Consider the following 7,104-nt stretch of genomic DNA (forward strand, 5'->3'; position numbering starts at 1 on the left):
CGAATCCGCAGCTACTTTGGGCATCCGTCATTCCGCTATGCCGCATAGTTCAAGTTCACCCAAGCCGGATCAGTAAAAGGGGCGCCGTGAATTAGCCGGGCTAGTTGATTGCTGTTCTGTCCGGTTTAGCAAACGATCAGGTTGTCTCTCGCAATGTCTTGAATGACGTCCTGCACCAGGCTGCGAATCCCCGACCAGGACCAAATCCATGCCGACGGATCGTCAACTCGAGATGGGCTTCATGCTGCATGGAGTCGGCAGCGTATGAGGCCCTCGGCTGCACCGCCGCAACCATGCGCTCGGGTCGATCATGCGACAGCGTTTCCGTCGTCGAGGCTGACCTCCCTGCGCCGCCAGCGCGATCGCCTTAGTCGATCCCAAGGACGACCGCCCCACCTGTCAGGCCCGCCCCAACGGCTGACAAGAGCAAGCGTTCGCCGGACGCGAAGGGGCGCTCCCGGTTGGCAAGTGACAGGGACAAGGGGATGGTAGCAGCTGACGAGTTTCGAAATTCGCCAATCGTGTACACCGTCTTGTGGCTCGCAAGACCGATCTGGTCGCAGACCGCATCGACAATCCGGGCATTGGCTTGGTGCGGGACGAAGCGATGAATGTCCGCCGCCGTGAGCCCCGCGCGCTCCGTCGCCCGGACAGAACATTGCGTCATCATGCGGACGGCATGGGTGAACACCGCTCTGCCATCGCGCATGGTCATCAATAGTTCGCGCGGATCCATGCCTGCGGCAAACGGCCGTCTGCTGCCGCCTGCTGGAATCGAGATCAGATCGTAGTGGTTTCCCTTTGAAGTGAGATCGACGCCAAGGATCCCGGTAATCGGCATGCGCGATGGAGCGAGGACGATCGCGCCGGCCGCATCCGCGAACATGACTGCGCTGGCCCGTTCCTCCATGTTGATGCGGCGGCTCAAGATAGTGGCGGCCACGACAAGGGCGGGTTTGCCGTGTGTCCTCACAAAGCCGTCGCCCAGCGTCAACGCAGAGAGGAACCCTGAGCAGGCACCGGCGAGATCGACGGCTGCCGAATGGGACAAGCCGAGTCGGTGGGCCAGCAAGGGCGCGGATGGCGGTAAGAGATGGTCTGGCGTCGATGTGGCAAGAAGGGTGAATGCCACCTCATGGCGCGCGATACCCGCGTCTTCGAGGGCGGCGGCTTTCGCCGCAAGGTCAGTCAGCGCTTCGTCAGGAGCCGCCCAACGCCGTGTCCTATTGAGACGGCTTGGGTGATCTTGAACTGTGCCAGAGCCTAGCCGGTTATCCGGCCCTATCCATGACCGCCGATCTTTCAACTGCACCCAAGCCGTCTCAGTAATACCGGTTCGGCGTTCGATCCAGCCGGATTCAAGACCCAGGCGGGTCTCGATTTCGGTATTCTCGACGCGCCTGTGCGGCACGTGGTGACCAAAGCCGGCGGCGCGGCTTGAACGCCAGCTGGTCATGGCCTGACCCTCACGATCGTGGAGGCGGCTTCATCGATCGCGGCGTAGACCCGGTCGAGATCGTCGGCCGTCACGCAGTAAGGCGGCATTAGATAAATGACATTGCCGAGCGGACGAATGAGAAGATCTCTTTGGCGAAAGAATGCTCTCAGCCGTGGACCGACCTCGGAAAGGTACCCGGACGCCGCGACATCGAGATCGAACGCCGCGATGGTGCCCGCCTGGCGGACATTGACAAAACGCGGATCGGACCGGAACTGCGCCAGCCTTTCCCGATGCATCCGCGCCAATGCTCCGATTCGCGTTGCGACCGGCTCATCTTGCCAGACGCCGAGATTGGCCAGCGCCGCCGCGCAGGCGATCGGATTGGCCGTGTAGGAGCTCGAATGGAAGAACATCCGGCTCCGATCGTGGGACAGATGGGCGTCGAAGATCTCAGTCGAACAAAGCGTCGCTGCCAGCGGCACTGCACCGCCGGTCATGCCCTTTGACGTACACAGGATGTCCGGTGTGATGCCAGCCTGTTCGCACGCAAAAAGGGTACCGGTTCGTCCCCAGCCGGTCATCACCTCATCGGCGATCAGCAGGGTCTGGTGCTGCTCGGCTATCCGCTTCAGCTCGGTCAGCAGATGCGGTGGATACATCCGCATGCCGCCGGCGCCGAGCACCAGCGGCTCGACCAGCAGGGCCGCGATCTGGCCGCCGCGGCAGAATTGCTCGAATGCATCGAGTGTGTCCTGTTCGCGGCCGGGTTCGGGAAAGGGAATGGTGTCGACATTGAAGAGCAGCGGTCCATAGGCCGCGTTGAAGACGCCACGCGCGCCGGTGGACATCGTGCCGACGGTGTCGCCATGGTAGCTGTGTTCCATGACGACGATGCGCGAACGCGGAGCGCCGCGATTGTAGAAGAAACCCAACGCCATCTTCAGGGCGACTTCGACCGATGTCGAACCGCTGTCGGAAAAGAACACATGGGCGAGGCCCGGCGGGGCGAGCCTGATCAGTCCTTTCGCCAGCTCTTCCGCCGGCTCGTGGGTATATTCGGCGAAGATGATTTGATCGAATCTCTCGCAAGCGACCCGAATCGCGTCCATGATGGCCGGGTGACGATGGCCGTGAGTGATCACCCACCAGGACGAAATCGCATCGAAAATCGCGCGCCCGTCCTCATCGATGAGATAGGCACCCTCCGTCCTGGCGATTCTCTTGGCAACGGGATCGAGCAGGTGCTGGGTAAAGGGACGCCAGACCGGAGATGGCTGAGGGCGGAGCATCACACGCACCTTTCCTGAAACTGGGACACATCAAAATGCCTGCGGAAGCTCTCGCGCAGCGCGTCAGGGGTTAGCGGATCAAGCCGAGGCAGCCGACCGAGACTTGGAACGCCGCCCATCTCGGCGATGATTTGTTGCGTGTCCGGTTGCGCGTCACCGATGAAGGCGATGCCGAGGACGGGGATCTGGCGGCGGCGAATCGCCTCGAGCGACAGCAGCGTGTGATTGATCGTTCCGAGCCCGGTCCGGGCGCAAAGGATGATGGGAAGCCGCCAGCGCGCGAAGACATCCGCGAAAACCTCGCGCCGCGTCAGGGGCACGAGCAGGCCGCCAGCGCCCTCGATGATGAGGGGCGAAGTTGTTTTGGGCAGGTGAAGTGCCTCGGGGCGGAGCGCCAGGCCGTCGATGTCCGCCGCCAGATGCGGCGAAGCAGGCGTCTTGAGGCGCCAGGCTTCGGGAAGGATGTGCTGCGGCGGAAGGCGGCCGAGCCGGCGGACGGTCTCGCTGTCGGTCTCTTCGTCAAGACCTGCCTGGATCGGCTTCCAGTAGCAGGCGCCCAGCGCATCGGCCAGACCGGCTGAAAACACCGTCTTGCCGACGCCCGTATCGGTGGCGGTGACGACGAAGCGCAGGCTCATGGCCTCTCCTCCGCCATGACTTGGGCCAATCGCTCGACCATGCGGGCGATCATTGGAGCATCGACGTTGAGCGTGATGGCGATGCGCAGGCGCGGTGCCCTTCGGCACGGTGGGCGGACGGATCGCGCGAATGTCGAAGCCGTCTGCCTGCATCCGTTCGGCGATCCGAATGGCGCGGCGGTTGTCACCGACGACAACAGGCAGAATTTGCGAGCCGCTGCCTGCAAAACCGAGACGATCGGCGACGAGTCTGTTGGCGAAAGCGACCAGATCCTGAAGCTTCTCCCGCCGCTCTGGCTCCGCCGCCACGACGTTCAGCGCCTGGCGGACACTTGCAGTCTGCAGCGGCGACGGCGCCGTCGCATAGATGAAGGGGCTGGCCCGATTGACGAGATAATCGCAGAGTACCCGGCTGGCGCCGACGAGCGCGCCGGATGCGCCGAGGGCCTTGCCGCAGGTATGCAGCACCACGACATTCTCACGTCTTTCCAGCTCCGCCGCCAAGCCCCGACCCCCGGCGCCGTGGACTCCGGTGGCATGAGCCTCGTCGATGACAAGAAAGCCATCGTGCCGGTTGGCCAGTTCGGCCAAATCCGGCAAGGGCGCCCTATCGCCGTCCATGGAATAGAGGCTCTCAACAACGATCCAGGGATGTCCCGTTCCGCCGGCTTTGCGCCATCGGCTAATGGCGTCATCGAACGCGTCCGCATTGTTGTGCGGCACGGAAATAGCCTCGGCTCGCCCCGCCGCCATCCCGGCATGCGCGCTCGCATGAACCAGCGTATCATGGACGACAATGTCGCCGCGTTGCGGCAGGGTCGACAAAACGGCGAGATTGGCCGCATAGCCGCTCCCGAAATAGAGCATCCGCTCGGATTGGAAGAACGCGGCGGCTTCGGCTTCCAGGGCTTCATGCTCGGCATGATTGCCGCGCAGAAGGCGCGATCCACCCGCTCCGACCGGGACACCGCGTTCGAGCGCGGCGATCGCACCGGCGGTCAGACGCGGCGATCCGGCAAGAGCGAGATAATCGTTCGAGGTGAAATCGATGCCACCCGGTCCGGTCAGGACGCGCCACCGCCCTTTCTGTTGGAGCTGCCTCAGCTTCGTTTCGTAGCGGGCGAGCCGGTCAGGCATCATGCAGCCTCCGGCGCCACGGGCGTCAGGCCGAGGCGGCGCAGCAGGGCGGAATCCTGGTCGTCGCCCGGATTGGCGGCGGTCAGCAGTGTGTCACCGACGAAGATCGAATTGGCCCCGGCGAAGAAGCACAAGGCCTGCATCTCGACCGTCATGGCAGTCCGCCCTGCGCTCAAGCGGACATGAGAGCGTGGCATGAGGATGCGGGCGAGCGCGACGCTCCGGACGAATTCGATCAGGTCGACCGGCGCCGCATCGGCCAGCTTCGTCCCCGGCATCGGGATGAGCAGGTTGAGCGGCACACTCTCGGGCGGCACAGGCAGATTCGCCAGCGTCACCAGCATGTCGATGCGATCGTCCGCGGTCTCGCCCATGCCGAGGATGCCGCCGGAGCAGACCTTGATGCCGGCCTGGCGAACATGCCCCAGCGTTTCAAGGCGATCCTCGAAGCGGCGCGTGGTGACGATTTCCTGATAGAAGCGCTCGGAAGTATCGATGTTGTGGTTGTAGTAGTCGAGGCCTGCATCGGCGAGCCTCTCCGCTTGCGCAGGCGTCAGCATGCCGAGCGTCATGCAGGTTTCGAGGCCGAGCGCCTTCACGCCCTGCACCATGGCGACGACCATGTCCATATCGCGCGGCTTAGGGCTGCGCCAGGCCGCTCCCATGCAATAGCGAGTGGCGCCGCCCTCCTTGGCCTTGCGCGCCTCGGCGATGACGCGCTCGACCTCCATGAGCTTCGACGCCTTGAGTCCGGTCGCGTGGTGCGCCGACTGATTGCAATAGCCGCAGTCTTCGGGGCATCCGCCGGTCTTGATGCTGAGCAACTTGCTGAGCTGCACGCGGTTGGGATCGAAGTTCGCGCGGTGCACCGTTTGGGCCCGGAACAGAAGATCGTTGAACGGCATCGCGTAGAGTTCGCGGGCGCCATCGAGCGTCCAAGGCCTGGTCTCTCCGACATGTGTCAGTCGCGGATTGGTCGATGGTGCTGGCATCAGGTCCTCTTTCAACAACCACAGCCCAGGCAATTGCGGCGCGGGGCAGTTCGCCAAATCATAGATAATCTACTATTGCGCATCGTGTTGGGTGCACTATACGCATGATCAACACTGATGCACCCGAATTTTTCATAGATTATCTATGAGGACAGCATGGCTGAGACGATTGCAGAGCGGATCGCGCGCGTTTTGGGCGAGAGGATCGTCTCCGGCGAGCTCGCTCCCGGAACTCCTCTGCGTCAGGATCGGATCGCCGAAGAATTCGATGCGAGTCACGTTCCCGCGCGCGAAGCCTTCCAGCTCCTTCGCGCTCAAGGCTTGGTCATCAGCGAACCGCGTCGAGGGATTCGGGTGGCCGCCCTGGATTCCAAATCGGTGCAGGAGATCGTTGAAATCCGCGCCGCCCTCGAGACGCTGGCGCTCACCTTCGCGGCGCCAAGGCTCAACGCGGCTTGCTTCGAAAGGATCGAGCGGGCCCTCGTCGCCGGGGATCAGGCTCAGACCATGACCGAACGGGAGCAAGCCAATCGAACATTCCACCGCGAGCTCGTCGCCCCTTGCGCGATGCCCAGGCTGCTGTCCATGCTGGATGACCTTCAGCTGGCCAATTCCCGCATCATTTTTTCCGCAACCCGTTCTGCGGGTTGGCGGCCGGGCTCAAGCCTCGCGCATTGGAAAATCTTTGACGCCTTGAAAAAGCGCGAGTTCGGAAAGGCAACGACACTCCTCCAAGCGCACATTCGCGGCCTAGAGCGCGCGACGGGAACTGGCGAGGCGGATCACTAGCGGATGCTGAAGGTCTGCACTCAGCTGGGGGATGTCACGCTAACTCTCGATCTGGGCTTCTGCCTTATAGTCTGAAATATAAACCAAGCCCGCCGGTTCTGTCACATGAATGACGACCGAGATTCGCTCCTATCTTGCGGCTCCAATCTGGGTTTGCGACAGAACCTTGGTGGATTGCTCGGCCGGTTGCTAAGCCAGAATTCTGCGTTTTCCTTGGCAGCGCGCGAACTGCCCCAATGTGATCGTCACTCTGCGGCATGGATACGGCCACGAATGCTGAAGCCATGCCGGCAGACGAATGCCGCAAGGAAGGTGACGGCCATGAGCAGCACAATGGTCGGAGCGGGGGCGCTGTCGATGAAAAAGCTGAGATAGACACCGGCGAATGATGCCGCCACGGCGACCAGCGCCGATACGACCAGCATCGTTCCGAACCGCTTCGTCAGCAGAAACGCCACGGCGCCTGGCATGATCAGCAGGGCGATGGTCAGGATGATGCCGGTTGAGGCGAGGGCCCCCACAATCGTCAGAGAGAGCAGCGAAAGAAAGCCGTAGTGCAAAAGCCGCACCGGCAGGCCCATGGCCTGGGCCTGCTGCGGATCGAAGGCACCGTTGCAGTAACTTGAAAACGGCATAACGGACCCGGTTTAACGGGCCGCTCATGCAGCAAGACCGAAGAGCTGATTGATGAGACGGACTTCGCCTGTCGCTCGACATCCCCGCTTGTTGTAATGACCGCGGCGGATCATGCGCATGGTTTCGAAGCCCATCAGGGTCACGGCGGCGGTTCTCATCGTCTGGAAGCCGCGCGTCGGCCG

Annotated in this window: 5 protein-coding genes and 3 pseudogenes; 2 read left to right on the forward strand and 6 right to left on the reverse strand. The window is 62.8% G+C overall.

Annotated features, from left to right (window positions below; genetic code table 11):
• Positions 1-367: 367 nt before the first annotated feature.
• The 5 genes and pseudogenes from JKL46_RS33680 to bioB form a co-directional block, all read right to left on the reverse strand.
• Complete coding sequence (locus JKL46_RS33680; RefSeq protein ID WP_201842756.1) at positions 368-1,456, reverse strand: beta-ketoacyl-ACP synthase III; 1,089 nt, start codon at positions 1,454-1,456, stop codon at positions 368-370.
• A complete protein-coding gene (locus JKL46_RS33685; protein ID WP_009762355.1) occupies positions 1,453-2,730 on the reverse strand; it encodes an adenosylmethionine--8-amino-7-oxononanoate transaminase in 1,278 nt (425 codons plus the stop codon). The genes JKL46_RS33680 and JKL46_RS33685 overlap by 4 nt, the downstream gene beginning before the upstream one ends.
• Positions 2,730-3,368, reverse strand: a complete 639-nt coding sequence (gene bioD, locus JKL46_RS33690; RefSeq protein ID WP_201842758.1) for a dethiobiotin synthase — start codon at positions 3,366-3,368, stop codon at positions 2,730-2,732. The genes JKL46_RS33685 and bioD overlap by 1 nt, the downstream gene beginning before the upstream one ends.
• Positions 3,365-4,508: pseudogene (locus tag JKL46_RS33695) on the reverse strand (8-amino-7-oxononanoate synthase). Before JKL46_RS33695 ends, bioD begins: the two are co-directional and overlap by 4 nt.
• The gene (gene bioB, locus JKL46_RS33700; protein WP_201842760.1) at positions 4,505-5,497 is read right to left on the reverse strand and encodes a biotin synthase BioB; all 993 of its coding nucleotides are present in this window, start codon (positions 5,495-5,497) and stop codon (positions 4,505-4,507) included. Before bioB ends, JKL46_RS33695 begins: the two are co-directional and overlap by 4 nt.
• Before the next feature lie 156 nt (positions 5,498-5,653).
• Between bioB and JKL46_RS36765 the strand changes: the two are divergent.
• Positions 5,654-5,842, forward strand: a pseudogene (locus JKL46_RS36765) (GntR family transcriptional regulator); the annotation flags it as partial.
• Positions 5,843-5,851: 9 nt separating this feature from the next.
• Complete coding sequence (locus JKL46_RS33705; protein ID WP_343074176.1) at positions 5,852-6,286, forward strand: GntR family transcriptional regulator; 435 nt, start codon at positions 5,852-5,854, stop codon at positions 6,284-6,286.
• 245 nt (positions 6,287-6,531) lie between these two features.
• Here JKL46_RS33705 and JKL46_RS33710 read toward each other — a convergent pair.
• Positions 6,532-6,894, reverse strand: a pseudogene (locus JKL46_RS33710) (metal ABC transporter permease); the annotation flags it as partial.
• Positions 6,895-7,104: the final 210 nt, after the last annotated feature.

The organism is Microvirga zambiensis WSM3693 (genome assembly GCF_016735695.1).
Lineage (GTDB): Bacteria > Pseudomonadota > Alphaproteobacteria > Rhizobiales > Beijerinckiaceae > Microvirga > Microvirga zambiensis.

What these genes read in the sequence shown, in the direction of transcription:
- bioD (WP_201842758.1), bottom strand. Translation starts at nt 3,368, where the DNA reads ATGAGCCTGCGCTTCGTCGTCACCGCCACCGATACGGGCGTCGGCAAG.
- JKL46_RS33680 (WP_201842756.1), bottom strand. Translation starts at nt 1,456, where the DNA reads ATGACCAGCTGGCGTTCAAGCCGCGCCGCCGGCTTTGGTCACCACGTG.
- bioB (WP_201842760.1), bottom strand. Translation starts at nt 5,497, where the DNA reads ATGCCAGCACCATCGACCAATCCGCGACTGACACATGTCGGAGAGACC.
- JKL46_RS33685 (WP_009762355.1), bottom strand. Translation starts at nt 2,730, where the DNA reads ATGCTCCGCCCTCAGCCATCTCCGGTCTGGCGTCCCTTTACCCAGCAC.